Below are 14,064 nucleotides of genomic sequence, written 5' to 3'. Positions count from 1 at the left end.
TGCAGGGCAGTGGTGGCGGGAGACATGAACTGGAGAGAGGTGGCTGGTTGTCGTCCGGCCTGACGCCGCCTTCGCGGTGGCGAGAATAACTCCCTGCAACGAATTTGATGAGCTTCACCGCATGATCGAAGACTATGCCCTGATCGGATCGACCACCGGTGCCGCCCTGGTTCATCGTGACGGCACCATTGCCTGGCTGGCGCTGCCGCGGTTCGATTCGGAAGCCATGTTCGCGAGCCTGCTGGGAGATGAGCGTCACGGCTGCTGGAAGATCGGAGCCGCCGAGGAAGGCGCCACCATGTCGCGGTGCTACCGCCCGGGCACCTTCATCCTGGAAACCACCATCGAGACAGGGTCCGGCCGGGCAACCGTGATCGACTTCATTGCGATGCCCGATGGTGAAAACCGGCACCGGCTGATCCGGCTGGTGCGCGGGGAGAAGGGGAGCCTGCCGATCCGCACCGAGATCCGCTTCCGGTTCGGGTACGGCGCCTATACACCCTGGGTGCAGCATCAGGGCGACAGCATCTTCGCCGTTGCGGGACCAGATGCCGTCCGGATGACCAGCAACATCCCCTTGGACAACTCGAACTTCACCAGCAGCGCCGAGTTCAAAGTCGAGGCCGGCGAGCAGGTGGCCTTCGCCCTGGAATGGTATCCATCGCATCATCAGGCGCCGCCGCCGGTCGAGAATCCGGATGAACTGCTCGCCCATGCGAGCGAGGTGATGCGGGCGTGGGCTGGCAAGTCGACCTACCAGGGGCCTTACAAGGACGTGGTCGAGCGCTCGCTGCTCACCTTGAAGGCGCTGACCTACAGCCCAACCGGCGGCATTGTCGCCGCGCCGACCACCTCGCTGCCTGAATGGCCGGGCGGCATACGCAATTGGGACTACCGGTTCTGCTGGATCCGCGACGCCGTGCTCACGATCTATGCGCTGCTGGCCTCGGGCTACCGCGAGGAGGCGGAGGACTGGAGGCGTTGGCTGATGCGGGCCCTGGCCGGCTCGCCCGACGAACTGCAGATCATGTACGGGCTCCACGGCGAGCGGCGCCTGACGGAAGCCGAACTCAGCTGGCTGCCGGGCTTCGAGGACAGCCGCCCCGTGCGGATCGGCAACGCCGCCTACAAGCAGCGCCAGCTCGACGTCTATGGCTCGGTGATCGCCGCGTTCTACGTCGCCAGGCGTGCGGGGCTCAACGAAACCGACGAGGTCTGGCCGCTCGAGTGCACGATCATCGAGAAGCTCTCCGGGCTCTGGAAGGAGAAGGATTCCGGGCTTTGGGAGATGCGCGGGGAGGAACGGCATTTCGTCCATTCCAAGCTGATGTGCTGGCTCGCCTTCCATGCCATGGTCCTGAGCGTGGAGGAGTTCGGGCTGGAAGGGCCGGTGGACCAGTGGCGGGCGACCCGCGACGAGATCCACGCCGACATCTGCAAGCGCGGCTTCAACGAGCGGCGGAACAGCTTTGTCCAGTATTATGGGGGGGAGGGCGTCGACGCCGCTCTCCTGCTGATGCCGCTGGTCGGGTTCCTGCCGATCGATGATCCGCGCATCGTCGGCACGATCGACCGGATTGAACGGGAACTGCTCCGGGACGGGCTGGTGCTTCGCTACCTGACCGAGGAAGCGATCGACGGCCTGCCGCCCCAGGAGGGCGCATTCCTCGCCTGCAGCTTCTGGCTGTGCGACGTCTACGCCGAGATGGGCCGTTTCGACGAGGCGCACGCCCTGTTCGATCGCCTCCTGGCGCTGGGCAACGATCTGGCGCTGTTTGCCGAGGAGTACGATCCGAAGGCGAAGCGCCAGCTCGGCAACTATCCGCAGGCGTTCTCGCACCTGGCACTCATCAACAGCGCCCATGTTCTGGCCAGGATCTCGGGGGGAGCCTGGAAGGCCACCAACCGCTCGATCGGGCGGCTGCTTCGCTGAGCCAGCTCAGCCGTTCCCCGCGCCAGCCGCAAGTTCTCCGGGCGTGGCCGCAAATCCACGATGGGCGGAGGCTACCGCCTCATCCACGGTAGGCTTGAAGCGGACCAGGGGCGGGCGCACTCCGTGGGTCAGGAGCATGCGGCGAATTGCCGGGCGGGCGCCGGCGATATAGACGCGGGCATCCTGTCCGCGTGCGCGGCGCACGACGCCGCCGATGGTGGCGGCTGCTGTCGAATCCAGCACCGGAACCGCCGAGAAGTCGATCACGTAGGCTTTTGGATGCTCGCCGATCCGGTCGAGTGCCATGGCGACAGTGGCGGCCGCACCAAAGAAGAACGCGCCCGAGATCCGGTAGACGATCACCTCCGAATCTGTCGCCAGCGCGGGATCATAGGGCGGCCGATCGCCGTTCGTCCGGTCCGCCACGTCGCGGTTGGCCATCGACGCGCTGCTCTCGACCTCGATCGTCTCTGACATGCGGTGCAGGAACAGAAGCGCTCCCAGACCAAAGCCGACCAGGATGCCCTCGGTCAGATCGCGAAAGACCACCAGGAGGAACGTCGTGCCCACGACCAGGGCGTCGCCACGCGAAGCACGCAGCAGGACGACGAACTCGTGCTTCTCCGCCATGTTCCAGGCGACCACAGCCAGTACACCGGCAAGCGCCGCCAGCGGAATGTAGCTGGCCAGCGGCGCCGCCACGAGCATGAACAGCAGCAAGAACAGGGCATGGAGCATGCCGGCCACCGGCCCATGTGCACCGGAGCGCACGTTGGTGGCGGTTCGGGCGATGGTGCCGGTGACGCAGATGCCACCGAACAACGGGGCGGCCACATTGGCCACGCCCTGGGCTACCAATTCGCAGTTGGAGCGGTGTCTGCGCCCGGTCATGCTGTCCGCGACCACCGCCGACAGCAGGCTTTCGATGCTGCCCAGGAGTGCGAAGGAAAGAGCCGAGGGCAGGACAGCCAGAACCTTGTCGATCGACAGAGGAGGCAGGTGCGGCATAGGCAGGGAACTGGGGATCCCGCCAAACCGTGTCCCGATCGTCTCCACCGGGAGCCCCAGGATCCAGGTCAACATGGCGGCACAGGCGACCGCGATCAGGAAGGCCGGCCAGTGCGGCCGGTAGCGGCGCATCAGGACAATGATGCCCACCGAGGCAGCCGCGATTGCCGCTGACATCGGGTTGGCGGTCGGCAGTGCTTCGGCCAGCGCCAACAACTTTGGAAGCAGAGGCCCCGGCTCGCTGGTCAGGGTCAGGCCAAAGAGTTCCCTGATCTGGCTGGCGAAGATGATGACCGCGATGCCGGAGGTGAATCCGACCGTGACCGGGTAGGGGATGTACTTGATGAAGGTGCCCAGCCGCAGGAAGCCGATCACCAGCATGATCATGCCAGACAGCATGGTCGCCAGCAGCAGGCCATCCACGCCGTGAATCTCGACCGTCGCCGCGACCAGCACGATGAAGGCGCCAGCCGGCCCACCGATCTGGAACCGGCTGCCGCCCAGGGCGGAAACGATGAAGCCACCAATGATGGCTGCGTAGAGGCCCCGGTCGGGAGTGACGCCGGAGGCGATCGCGATCGCCATCGACAAAGGAAGCGCCACGATCGCGACGGTGAGGCCGGCCACGAGGTCAGCCCTGAGCTCGGCCGATCCATAGCCCTCGCGCAGGACCGAAACGAGCTTCGGGGTGAAAAGCTCGATCAAGCTCGGATCACGGGTCCTGGTGGTCATCTCCATCCACCTACACTTGTCCCATCAGGCGGGAACGATCGAGAAACGCCATTACCGGCCGTCGCCGTCAGGAACCGCGGTCGCCCGAGGTCCGGGGCTGCTTGAATCGCACGCCGCGGCCCTGGCCCACGCTCGCCGCATGGTCCCCGATCAACTCGACCCCGGCGGCGTCGAACGCCTCGACCACCTTGGTCAGCGTATCCACCACACCGCGCACGTTGCCCTCACTGGCTTCCATCCGCTGGATGGTAGGCAGGGACACGCCGGACATCTCCGCCAGCTGGCGCTGGTCGATGCCAAGCAAAGCTCGGGCGGCCCGCATCTGCGCGGCGGTGATCATTACCCCTCCGGTGGGACATCTCTTCTGTTTGGAGCATCATATATAATGGTTCAGACATCAATAAGGATGTGTTGTACCGCAGCAGGATTTTGGGGCCTTCTTCAGCGACCCAGCCCGATGGCCTGGTATGTACAGCGGCGGCCCCGCTTTGGGTTCGCACGACTGGGCTGCTCACGTATAAGGGCATGCGTCGTATTCAGCCGCAGGTGAGCTGTGGAAAAGAGCCGTGCACCGACCGGGTCGCCGGAGCGGAAGTACCGTGATCCTTGTGGCGTCTGCGTCGCGTGCGACGTGCGCAAGCAGGCGATCTGCGCAGCGCTGGAAGATCACGAACTGGACGAACTCCAGTCGATCATGATCGCCAGCTCGCTGGCGCCACACCAGACGCTGGTGGAGGAAGGGGAGCCGCGCCGCAAGGTATTCACCCTCACTTCCGGCATGCTGCGCCTCTACACCATGCTGCCCGACGGCCGCCGCCAGATCACCGCGTTCCTGCTGCCAGGTGACTATCTTGGCCTGGGTGACGAGGAGACCTATGACGAGACCGCCGAGGCCGTGATCGAATCGAAGCTGTGCGGCTTTCCGGTGGCCGAGATGGAACGGCTGATGGAACTTCACCCGCGGCTGCACGCCAGGCTTTACCAGATGACCCGGATCGCGCTGCGCCAGGCGCGCGACAGCCAGATGATCCTCGGCCGGCTGGCGCCGGTGGAGAAAATCGCAAGCTTTCTCCTGGTCCTGTCCGCCCGGGCGGTCGAGCACGGGCAGCCGGGCAATCCCGTCCATCTGGCGATGACCCGCATGGACATTGCCGACTATCTCGGGCTCACCATCGAAACGGTCAGCCGCAGCTTCACCAAGCTGCGGGTCCAGGGTCTGATCCGGCTGCCGGACGCGCATCAGGTCGAGATCGTCGACCGTCGCGCGCTCACGGCCGTGGCAGGCATCGAGCCGCGCTAAAGAGCGCTCATCGAACCTCCGTCAGCCGCCCGTCGACAAGGCGCCAAACCGCGTCGACGGCACCGGCCGGCAGTCTGGCATGCGTGATCAGCAGGACGCTCCGCCCACGGGTGGCATGAGACAGATCCGTCAGGAATCCCTGTTCCGTCTCCGGATCCAGGCCCATGGTCGGCTCGTCGAATATCAGGATGCTGGCCGGGGACAGCAGGGTACGGGCGAGGCAGAGCCGGCGCGCCTGACCAACGGACAGGGTGCGGCCGGCCTCGCCCAGATGGGTATCGAGCGCCTCCGGTAGACCCCGGACGAAGTCGCCCAACCGCGCCTCGTCCAGCGCCTGCCAGAGTTCGGCATCCGAGGCGCCGCTCCGGCCGATCGCCAGGTTGTCCCGGATCGTGCCGAGAAACACCGGAGCGGTCTGGCTCAGCAGCGCCACGTGACGGTGCAGGTCGGCCTGCCGCATCGCCCGAAGGTCGACGCCCCCGATCCGCACCGTTCCCCGTTGCGGATCGCGCAGCCGGAGTGCCAGGTCCGCAAGGGTCGATTTGCCGGTGCCGCTGGCTCCGACGATCGCCACCCGCTGGCCTTCCTCCAGCCGGAGGTCCAGCCCTTTCAGAACAGGGCGGGCCGGATCATACCCGTAGTAGACTGCCTCGAAGCTGAGCGAGCCGGGGTTCAGTGTCACGGGCATGCCGGGGTCCGCCACGGCGGGAGCCGCGGTGGCCGTGGCCACCAGCCGGTCGGCTGCCGCAGCGGCGCTGCCGAACTTGGCGACGCCCCGCACCACCCCTGCCAGCGCCTCGAAGCTGCCGAGACAGGCCAGGAGCAGCCCGACCAGCATCGGACCGGAAAGAGTGTCCTTTTGCAGGGCATCAAGGCCCAGCCACAAGACGCCCAGCAGTACCGAACCGGCCAAGGCCTGGATCGTGGCCGTGCCCAGGGTGCCAAGCTGTGCCTGACGGAGCCGGGCGCGGCTCAGTCGGCGTGCCTGTCGCGAGAAGCGTTCATCCTGGGATGGGACGGTTCCAAAGGCGATCAACTCGGCATGGCCGTCGATCCCATCCAGGGCCTGGATGCGCAGTTCCGCAGCCTCTTCGACAACCTCTTGGCCGCACCGCCTTCCGGCCAGGAGCAGGCCGGCGGGCACGGCCACCAGGGCGAGGAGGTAGGCGGCCGCGTAGACCAGCCCTGCCGCCGGCAACAGCACGAGCAGGAGTGCCGTCATCGCCAGGCCCATGATCAAGGCAGTGAGCAGCGGTCCCAGCGCGACCAGGAACGCGCTGTCGAGGCTCTCCACATCCGCCGTCAGCCGGCTGACCAGGTCGCCGTGGCGAATACCACGGTCGTCGAACGGCAGGCGTGGGAACAGCTGGGCGAATAGCCAGGTGCGAATGCGGGTGAGCAGGCGCAGGGTCGTGTCATGCCCGGTCAGCTTCTCGCCATATCGGGACAGGATCCGAACCAGCGACAGGCCGCGCACCAGGGAAGATGGCACGAACAGGTTGAAGGTGGCGGCTGCCGTGGTGGTTGCGGCTGCCGTCAGGAACCAGCCGGACGTCCCCAGCAGCATGACGCCCGCGAGCAGCGTCAAGATCGACAGGAAGAGGGTTGCGAGCAGGCGGCCGCGCTCGGCCAGGAACAGGGGGCGGAAATACCAGAGTCCCATCATGCCACGCTCTCCGCCCCCTGCGCGTCTCTGGGCGGAGTCTGGTGCCGCTCGCGCCGGTGTGGGCAGGGCAGGAGCTGGCGCCCGGCAATCCGCCAGATCCGGTCCATGCGGGCAGCAACCGCTGGGGCATGGGTGGCGACGATCATGGTGCGGCCTTCGGCGAACTGCATCAGATGGTCCAAGAGCCGCTGCTCGGTGCTCGGATCGAGATGTGCGGTCGGTTCGTCCAGCAGCAGGAGGTCGGGGGCGCGCAGGAAGATCCGGGCAAGTGCCACCCGGTGCGCTTCCCCTCCCGACAGGCCCAGGCCGTTCTCGCCCAGCAGCGCCCCCAGGTCCGGCGCGAACTCGGCGACCAGCGCCAACCCGGCTGCCCGGCGCACCGCCGCGGGGCCGGCATCCGGGCGGCCGAGGCGGATGTTGTCGGCGATGCTGCCGTGGAACAGGCGTGGCCGCTGACCGAGGATCGCCACTCTGCCGCGCAGTTCCGCCTCCGACATGTCGTGCAGATCAATCCCACCCAGCCGGATCATGCCCTCCGCGTCGCGCAGCCGTGCCAGGGTTTCCAGCAGCGTGGACTTGCCGATGCCACTCTCCCCCAGCAGAGCAACATGGCTGCCAGCCGCCACGGCAAAGGACGCATGTTCCAGGATTGCGCGACTGCGGTCCGGCGTGTTCAGGGTCAGATCCTCCACGACCAGGTCCAGCGGGCCGTCCCGATGCAGCTCCTGAGGCGGAATGCTGTCCCGGATGACGGCAGGCGCTGGCGCTGCCATCTCCGGGAGCGCCTCGAACTGCAGGGCGATCTCGGCCACCGCCGCTTTGGCTGCCGCGCGGTCGTGGTGATGCGCCGCCAGGAGGCGCAGGGGCTGATAGATTTCAGGCGCCATCAGCAGGCAGAACAAGCCAGCCTGCAGGGTGAGCGGCTGGAAGCGCAGGTCGATCATGCCGAGATGGGTCAGGCCGACATAGAGCGCCACGCCGGCGACACCCAGGGCTGCGAAGAACTCCAGCACCGCCGAGGACAGGAACGCGACACGCAGAATGCCCAATGTGCGCCTGCGCAGTTCCTCGCTGGCGGCACCGACTGCCCGAGTTTCGGCCTCAGCCTGACCGAACAGCTTGAGGGTCAGCATGCCGCGCAGGCGGTCGGCGAACAGCCCGGACAGGCGTGCAAAAGCCTGGGCATGGCTGCTGGCCGCCGCCTCGGCACCCCAGCCGACCAGCGCCATGAACAGGGGGATCAACGGAGCGGTCACCAGGAACAGGAGACCGACCACGACATCGACGGGCAACACCAGGGCGGCGAAGGCCACCGGCAGCACGGCGGCCTGAACCATCGCCGGAAGGAAGCGGGCGAAGAAGCCGTCCAGTGCCTCCACTTGATCGACAAGAACGGCGCTGAGGGCGCCGGAAGGCCGCGAAGCGGTCCAGGCTGGCCTCTCCCCCATCATCCGGCGGAACAGCACGCTGCGCAGGGTCGTCTTGATCCGCTCGGCCGCAGCGAGCCCGGCACGCTCCGCCGCCGCACCCAGGAGAATGCGCAGCGCGAGCAGGCCGGCGAGGACCAGGACCGGTCCAAGAAGGTCGATCTGCGATGCCCCATCCACGATCGCCTGGTGCAGGATGTCGGCCAGGAGCCAGGCCTGAACCACCAGCAGCGAGCCGGACAGGAGCGGGAGCCCGGCGGCGATGGCCAGGGCCGGGCCGGCCTGCCGGCGCAGGCCCATCATCCACCGCGCCTGTTCCTTGGCGCGGTCCAAAGGCATCGAGTGCTTCATCGCGGCCATCGTCTGGTGAGCGTCGGCGACAGGCCGCAGCTAGATGAGGAAGGGGCCCAGGAGCATTGATTTCGATCAAGGCGTCCGTGCCGCGTCCAGGCGTAGAGCCGGCTCATGCCGGTGGGTGACCGGTCTCGACGAGGCGATAAGGACCATGATCGATTTCACCGTGGTCGACCTGTCGCGCCTGCAGTTCGCGGCGACGGCGATGTACCATTTCCTGTTCGTGCCGCTGACGCTCGGCCTGTCGTTCCTGATGGCGATCATGGAGAGCGTCTACGTCATGACCGGCCGCGAGATCTGGCGGCGCATGACGTTGTTCTGGGGCACGCTGTTCGGCATCAACTTTGCCATGGGCGTCGCGACCGGCATCGTGATGGAGTTCCAGTTCGGCATGAACTGGAGCTATTACAGCCACTATGTCGGCGACGTGTTCGGTGCGCCGCTGGCCATGGAAGGGCTGATGGCCTTCTTCCTGGAAGCCACCTTCATCGGGATGTTCTTCTTCGGGTGGGACCGCCTGAGCAAGCTGGCCCATCTTTGCGTCACCTGGCTGGTGGCGCTGGGCGCCAACTTCTCGGCGCTCTGGATCCTGATCGCCAATGGCTGGATGCAGAACCCGGTCGGCGCGACCTTCAATCCCGACACGATGCGGATGGAGATCGTCGACTTCATGGCGGTGCTCTTCAACCCCGTGGCCCAGGCCAAGTTCGTCCACACCGTCAGCGCCGGCTATGTTACCGGCTCGATGTTCGTCATGGCGGTGAGCGCCATCTTCCTGCTCGGCCGTCGGCATCAGGACCTGGCCAAACGCTCCATGGCAGTGGCCGCCAGCTTCGGGCTGGCCTCCGCCCTGTCGGTCGTCGTGCTGGGCGACGAGAGCGGCTACGTGACCACCGAGCACCAGAAGATGAAGCTCGCGGCCATGGAAGGCATGTGGGAGACCGAACCTGCCCCGGCCGGCCTGACCCTGTTCGGGATCCCGGATCAGGAAGCCCGCCAGAACCACTACGCGGTGCACATCCCCTACGCGCTGGGCGTGATCTCGACGCGGTCGCTCTCGACGGAAGTGCCGGGCATCCTCGATCTGGTTGATCGGGCCGAGGTCCGGATCCGCAACGGCATGGCGTCCTACGATGCCCTTCAGCGGGTGCGCGCCGACAAGAACGACCAGGCCGCCCGTGCCGAGTTCGAGCAGTCCTGGCCGGACCTGGGCTATGCCCTCCTGCTCAAGCGCTACACGGATGACGTCGCAGATGCCTCGGACGAACTGGTTCAGAAGGCTGCCTGGGATACCGTCCCGGATGTAGGCGTCCTGTTCTGGAGCTTCCGCCTGATGGTGGGGCTAGGCATCTACTTCATCCTGTTCTTCGGCCTGGCCTTCGTGATGTCGTCGCGCCACCAGCTCGGCAACAGCCGGCCCTTCCTGTGGCTGGCGGTGGCGAGCCTGCCGCTGCCCTGGGTCGCGATCGAGGCCGGCTGGCTGGTGGCCGAGTATGGGCGGCAGCCCTGGGCGATCGAAGGCGTGCTGCCGACCTTCTATGCCGCTTCCGGCCTGACCATCACCGACCTGGTGATCAGCCTGAGCTTCTTCCTGACGCTCTACACGATCCTCGCGGTCATCATGGTGATCCTGATGGTCAAGACGATCCGCAAGGGCCCGGCGGCCGCTTATGCGCTGATCGAGGGCCTGGGTGGCTCCCGCCATATCCCCGAGGCGGCGACCGCCACTCCCGACCGCTGAACCGACCGGCTCGCAAGGACATCACGTCATGATCCCCCTCGACTATGAAACGCTCAGGCTGATCTGGTGGGCGCTCCTGGGCGTCCTTCTGATCGGTTTCGCCCTGATGGATGGCTTCGACCTGGGGATAGGGGCGCTCCTGCCCTTCGTTGCAAAGAGCGACGCGGAACGGCGCATCCTCATCAACATCGTGGGGCCGGTCTGGGAGGGCAACCAAGTATGGCTGATCCTGGGCGGCGGCGCGGTCTTCGCGGCCTGGCCGGCCCTCTACGCCGTATCCTTCTCCGGCTTCTACCTTGCGATGATCGTGATCCTGCTGGCGCTCATCCTGCGGCCCGTGGGCTTCAAGTTCCGCGGCAAGATCCAGGATCGCAGATGGCGCGCCAGCTGGGACTGGGCCTTGTTCGTGGGTGGCGCGGTACCGGCCCTGATCTTCGGCGTGGCGGTCGGCAACGTGCTGTCGGGGGTGCCCTTCACCCTGGATGACACGCTGCGCCCAAGCTACGCCGGTGGCTTCTTCGGCCTGCTGATGCCGTTCCCGCTGGTGGCGGGCCTGGTCAGCCTTTCCATGATGATCGTGCATGGTGCGGCGGTGATCGCCGCGCGCACCGAAGGCGTCGTCGCCGCCCGCGCCCGCGAGATCGGGCAGATGGCCGCCATCGCCACCGCTGGACTGTTCGCGCTGGGTGGCCTCTGGATGATCTTTGCCGACGGCTATGTCGTCACCAGCATCCAGGACGGGCTGGGCGCATCCAACCCGCTCGGCAAGACGGTGGAGGTGCGAAGCGGCGGCTGGCTTGCCAACTATGCCGTTCATCCCTGGATGGTCCTGGCTCCGCTGGCTGGCTTTGCGGGCGCGGCACTGGCCTGGCACGGTCTGCGCCAGTGGCACCGGAAGACTGCGCTGCTGGGTTCCAGCCTCGCCATCATCGGGATCATCGCCACCGCTGGCCTGTCCCTGTTCCCGTTCCTGCTGCCGTCCTCGATCAACCCGGAAGCGAGCCTGACGGTCTGGGATGCCTCATCCAGCCAGCTCACGCTCTGGACGATGCTCCTGGGGACCCTGGTCTTCATGCCACTGATCATCGCCTACACGACCTGGGTCTACCGGGTGATGAGCGGGCCCGTGAACGCGGCCTCGATCGATCGCAATCCGAACGCCTACTGAGGAGGCAACCGGCAATGTGGTACTTCTCCTGGATCCTGGGTGTCGGCCTTGCCTGCACCTTCGCCATCCTGAACGCGATGTGGTTCGAGATGCGCGAGGACCGGCGACAACTTCCCTATCGAGACGGCCCGTGACTTCCGAGGATGTGGTACGCCGGTATGCTGCCATGCCGGTGCCCCGCTACACGTCCTACCCGACGGCGATGGAGTTCACGCCGGCCGTCGGGCCTGCGGAACATAGCCTGTGGCTGCGGCGCCTGGACCCGCGCGAGAGCGTCTCGATCTACCTGCACGTCCCCTACTGTCGCGCGCTCTGCCACTATTGCGGCTGCCATACCAAGCTGGCGGTGCGCGACGAGGTGATCCGGGCCTATGGCCGTGCGCTGGAGGAGGAGATCGCGCTGGTCGGCGAGATGCTGCCTGCCCGGATTCCGACGGCGCGGGTCGCCTGGGGTGGCGGGACGCCCAGCATCCTGGGGCGCGTTGGGCTTGCTTCGGCGCTGCGCGTCCTTGAGCGCCATGTCGAGCTGAAGCCGGGATCCGAACACTCCATCGAGCTCGATCCGCGGAATGTCGACCTTGAGCTGACCCGGTTCCTGGCAGACCAGGGCATCAACCGGGTCAGCCTGGGCGTGCAAGACCTGGACCCGAGGGTGCAGGAGGCGATCGGCCGGATCCAGCCGGCCAGCATCGTCGAGCATGCGGTCGATCTGCTGCGGGTCGCAGGCATCAACCGGATCAACTTCGACCTGATCTATGGGCTTCCCCACCAGACGGTCGAGACGATCCGCGCCACCTGCGCCGCAGTCGCCCAGATGAACCCGCAGCGGATCGCGTTCTTCGGCTATGCGCATCTGCCCGGACGGCGGGCCAACCAGAAGCGGATCGACGCATCGGCGCTGCCCGATGCCGTGCAACGCTTTGACCAGGCCAGGGCGATTGCCGAGTTCTTCGAGGACAGGGGCTTCATACCGATCGGCATCGACCATTTCGCCGCTCCCGATGACGGCCTCGCGCTGGCTGCGCGGGAGGGGCGGCTGCATCGCAATTTCCAGGGCTATACCGACGACGACCGGCCGATCTTGATCGGTTTCGGCGCATCCGCGGTGTCGCGCCTCCCGGACGGCTTCGTGCAGAACGTGGCGGACAATCCGAGCTATTGCCGCAAAGTCGCGTCCCACACCCTGGCGACCATGCGCGGCTGGCGCTTCGACGAGGCCGACCGGGCGAGGGCGCAGATCATCGAGGAGCTGATGTGCAACTTCCGGGTCGATCTTGGCGCGGTCGATCCGCAGCACGATTATGCTGACGAGCTGGCGCTGCTGCGTCCGCTCGCTGCCGATGGGATGCTGGAGCTGAAAGGCGGGACCATCCGGATGACGCGCACGGGACGCTCGATCGTCCGGGTCGTGGCTGCGGTGTTCGACCGGTACCGGACGCAGGAAGAAAAGCGCTTCAGCCCGGCCATCTAGTCTTCCGCGATCAATCCGATCAGCGCGTCCGGCGCGGCATGCATGATCGCGAGGCACGCAGGTTCATTCATCCCGGCGTGCCTCGCGCACCCTCCTTTGTCAGCGCTTGGCCATGGCCTTGATGTCTTCGGCGCTCGGCGTGCTGCCTCCAATTCCCCAGTGCCGGCTGCGCACCTCCTTCACCCGCACCCAGGTGACGCCACGCATGGCTTCTCCCTCGACCTCCACCATCGCGTCGGTCACCTTCTGGATCATTTGCGCCTTCTGCTCGGCGTCGAAGACGCCCTCGATCACTTCGATGTCCACAAGCGGCATGTCGGCTCTCCATCTGTTTGGGCCTGGACCGAGGATGGCCGGGAGCCGCGCCGTGGCTCCAGTCGTGTTTGTGAAGGAAAGGCGCTACAGTTTCTGAACTGGACCGGGGCAGGGCGTGCATGGGAGCACGCTGCCAGGAGGTGCCGACATGCCGGAGAACGCTTATCCGAGCTTCTGTCCGGTCGCCATGGCGGCCGAGATGATCGAGCCGCGCTGGACGCTCCTGGTCCTGAGCGAGATGTGGGCCGGTGCCACGCGCTTCAACGAGATCCAGCGCGGCGTACCGGCCATGTCGCCAGCGCTCCTGTCCAAGCGGCTGAAGGACATGGAGAAGAAGGGACTTGTCCGGCGCTGCGAGGGCGAGACGAACGGCCACTCCGAATATCTCACGACCCCGCTGGCGGACGAGCTGGAGCCGATCGTGCGGCAGCTTGGGGAATGGGCGCACCGCAACGTCGACTGCGAGGTCAGTCTCCAGTCCCTCGACGCACGCGTCCTCATGTGGAACATCCGGCGCAAGATCAATCGGCTGGAACTGCCCCGCCACCGGTGCACGATCCAGTTCACGTTGAACGACCCGCCCCGCGAAAGCCGGAACTACTGGCTGATCTTCAGGCCAGGCGTCGATCCCGATCTCTGCTATGTTGACCCGGCCTTCAACGTCGACCTGTTCATCGTCGCCGACCTGCGCGCGCTGACCTCGGCCTGGATGGGTCACTCGACGTTCGACCATGAGATCGGCGCCGGCAACATCGTCCTGATCGGCAACGACGCCATGGCGCGCAGCCTGACGAGATGGCTCGTCCGCAGCAGCTATGCAGGGGTGAAAGCGCCGGCATGCAGCGGGCCGAGGCTTGCAGCCGTTCCTCCCGACATGCTGCCGGAAGTTCCCGACCCAGGTCTCCGCTCTGTCCGCAAGCAGGCGCCCGTCGGCTAGATGGCATGTCGA

Annotated in this window: 12 protein-coding genes; 7 read left to right on the top strand and 5 right to left on the bottom strand. The window is 66.4% G+C overall.

Going from position 1 to position 14,064, the window contains the following annotated elements; all coding sequences use genetic code 11:
* Nucleotides 1-121: 121 nt before the first annotated feature.
* On the top strand, nucleotides 122-1,933 hold the full coding sequence (locus tag GEMRO_RS0105040) for a glycoside hydrolase family 15 protein (protein WP_027133138.1): 1,812 nt from the start codon (nucleotides 122-124) through the stop codon (nucleotides 1,931-1,933).
* 6 nt (nucleotides 1,934-1,939) lie between these two features.
* On the opposite strand, the gene GEMRO_RS27670 is transcribed toward GEMRO_RS0105040, so the two are convergent.
* Nucleotides 1,940-3,673, bottom strand: a complete 1,734-nt coding sequence (locus GEMRO_RS27670) for a SulP family inorganic anion transporter (RefSeq protein WP_051329550.1) — start codon at nucleotides 3,671-3,673, stop codon at nucleotides 1,940-1,942.
* Between the two features lie 67 nt (nucleotides 3,674-3,740).
* Nucleotides 3,741-4,013, bottom strand: a complete 273-nt coding sequence (locus GEMRO_RS0105030) for a helix-turn-helix domain-containing protein (protein ID WP_027133137.1) — start codon at nucleotides 4,011-4,013, stop codon at nucleotides 3,741-3,743.
* A gap of 291 nt (nucleotides 4,014-4,304) precedes the next feature.
* On the opposite strand from GEMRO_RS0105030, the gene GEMRO_RS27665 reads away from it, so the two are divergent.
* Complete coding sequence (locus tag GEMRO_RS27665) at nucleotides 4,305-4,973, top strand: helix-turn-helix domain-containing protein (RefSeq protein WP_035484772.1); 669 nt, start codon at nucleotides 4,305-4,307, stop codon at nucleotides 4,971-4,973.
* A gap of 7 nt (nucleotides 4,974-4,980) precedes the next feature.
* Here the strand turns inward: GEMRO_RS27665 and cydC are convergent, their stop codons facing one another.
* Nucleotides 4,981-6,636 carry a thiol reductant ABC exporter subunit CydC gene (gene cydC, locus GEMRO_RS0105020; RefSeq protein ID WP_027133136.1) on the bottom strand — a complete coding sequence of 552 codons (1,656 nt, stop codon included), beginning with the start codon at nucleotides 6,634-6,636 and terminating at the stop codon, nucleotides 4,981-4,983.
* Complete coding sequence (gene cydD / locus GEMRO_RS27660) at nucleotides 6,636-8,417, bottom strand: thiol reductant ABC exporter subunit CydD (RefSeq protein WP_205624900.1); 1,782 nt, start codon at nucleotides 8,415-8,417, stop codon at nucleotides 6,636-6,638. Before cydD ends, cydC begins: the two co-directional genes overlap by 1 nt.
* Before the next feature lie 154 nt (nucleotides 8,418-8,571).
* Between cydD and GEMRO_RS0105010 the strand changes: the two genes are divergently transcribed.
* From GEMRO_RS0105010 to hemN, 4 genes are read left to right on the top strand one after another with little or no spacing between them, the layout of a single operon-like run.
* Nucleotides 8,572-10,161, top strand: a complete 1,590-nt coding sequence (locus GEMRO_RS0105010) for a cytochrome ubiquinol oxidase subunit I (RefSeq protein ID WP_027133135.1) — start codon at nucleotides 8,572-8,574, stop codon at nucleotides 10,159-10,161.
* A 28-nt stretch (nucleotides 10,162-10,189) separates the two neighbouring features.
* Complete coding sequence (gene cydB / locus GEMRO_RS0105005; protein ID WP_027133134.1) at nucleotides 10,190-11,329, top strand: cytochrome d ubiquinol oxidase subunit II; 1,140 nt, start codon at nucleotides 10,190-10,192, stop codon at nucleotides 11,327-11,329.
* 14 nt (nucleotides 11,330-11,343) lie between these two features.
* The gene (cydX, locus tag GEMRO_RS33255) at nucleotides 11,344-11,463 is read left to right on the top strand and encodes a cytochrome bd-I oxidase subunit CydX (protein WP_084506566.1); all 120 of its coding nucleotides are present in this window, start codon (nucleotides 11,344-11,346) and stop codon (nucleotides 11,461-11,463) included.
* Nucleotides 11,460-12,800, top strand: a complete 1,341-nt coding sequence (gene hemN / locus GEMRO_RS0104995; protein WP_027133133.1) for an oxygen-independent coproporphyrinogen III oxidase — start codon at nucleotides 11,460-11,462, stop codon at nucleotides 12,798-12,800. Before cydX ends, hemN begins: the two co-directional genes overlap by 4 nt.
* Nucleotides 12,801-12,899: 99 nt before the next feature.
* Here hemN and GEMRO_RS0104990 read toward each other — a convergent pair whose 3' ends face one another.
* Nucleotides 12,900-13,115: a tautomerase family protein gene (locus GEMRO_RS0104990; RefSeq protein ID WP_027133132.1), complete on the bottom strand. Its 216-nt coding sequence runs from the start codon at nucleotides 13,113-13,115 to the stop codon at nucleotides 12,900-12,902.
* Between the two features lie 148 nt (nucleotides 13,116-13,263).
* Between GEMRO_RS0104990 and GEMRO_RS27655 the strand changes: the two genes are divergently transcribed.
* Nucleotides 13,264-14,052 carry a winged helix-turn-helix transcriptional regulator gene (locus GEMRO_RS27655; protein WP_084506564.1) on the top strand — a complete coding sequence of 263 codons (789 nt, stop codon included), beginning with the start codon at nucleotides 13,264-13,266 and terminating at the stop codon, nucleotides 14,050-14,052.
* Nucleotides 14,053-14,064 lie beyond the last annotated feature (12 nt).

It is taken from the genome of Geminicoccus roseus DSM 18922, assembly GCF_000427665.1.
GTDB classification, from domain to species: domain Bacteria; phylum Pseudomonadota; class Alphaproteobacteria; order Geminicoccales; family Geminicoccaceae; genus Geminicoccus; species Geminicoccus roseus.
This window is presented reverse-complemented; position numbering and strand designations above follow the sequence as displayed.